Genomic DNA, 685 nt, shown 5'->3' with positions numbered 1-685 from the left:
GTAACCGTGCGGGCATCTCACCTTGCATGGAGATATCTACGTTTTTTACTCATCTTAGCGATCTGATGAATCCCATGGTTCCTGCAAAAATGACGATTTCTTTTCCGCTATTGCGATGGGCCTATGCTAAGTTCAGATCAGTTGTGAATGGATTTTTCGGTTATGGAGAACGCATCATGCTCGCAGTAGGCATCTCGCTACTTGCCGTAGGCTTAGGCACCGGCAATCCTGGCTTTTGGATACCAGGCTGCGTCTTCGCGGCTATAGGGTGTTCCCAAAGAGTTAAACGTCGAGACTGACCATAAGCAGTCAGTCTACGCATGGCTCACATCGCGCAGATCAAGTTGGCATCCACTTATGTGGCAGTAACTGTCCGATTTCACTCGCCCGCTGCGTCGGCAGGCGCGTGAGAACATCCTTCAAATAGGCGTACGGGTCATGTCCATTAAGTCGCGCCGACTGGATCAGACTCATGATCGCAGCCGCCCGTTTTCCGCTGCGTAGCGAGCCTGCGAAGAGCCAGTTCTTACGTCCAAGAGCCCATGGTCGGATCTGGTTCTCGGCCCAATTGTTGTCTATGGGTACAGCCCCGTCATCAAGGTAGCGCGACAGCGCTGCCCAGCGCTTCAGGCTGTAATCAAGTGCTTTGCTAATGGCTGAGCCTTCGGGCACAAGATCGCGCTGG

Annotated in this window: 2 protein-coding genes; one reads left to right on the top strand and one right to left on the bottom strand. The window is 53.1% G+C overall.

The features are described from left to right. On the top strand, positions 1 to 299 hold a 299-nt coding region (locus SOP85_RS31035), incomplete at its 5' end, for a hypothetical protein (RefSeq protein ID WP_323629410.1). Positions 300 to 339: 40 nt separating this feature from the next. Here the strand turns inward: SOP85_RS31035 and SOP85_RS31030 are convergent. Next, positions 340 to 685: IS66 family transposase (locus SOP85_RS31030; RefSeq protein ID WP_323629409.1), on the bottom strand; the 346-nt coding region annotated here is incomplete at its 5' end.

This window comes from Pseudomonas sp. YuFO20, assembly GCF_035064975.1.
Classification (GTDB): Bacteria; Pseudomonadota; Gammaproteobacteria; order Pseudomonadales; family Pseudomonadaceae; genus Aquipseudomonas; species Aquipseudomonas putida_AE.
The sequence above is the reverse complement of the archived record's forward strand: the minus strand, read 5'-3'. Positions and strand labels throughout refer to the sequence as shown.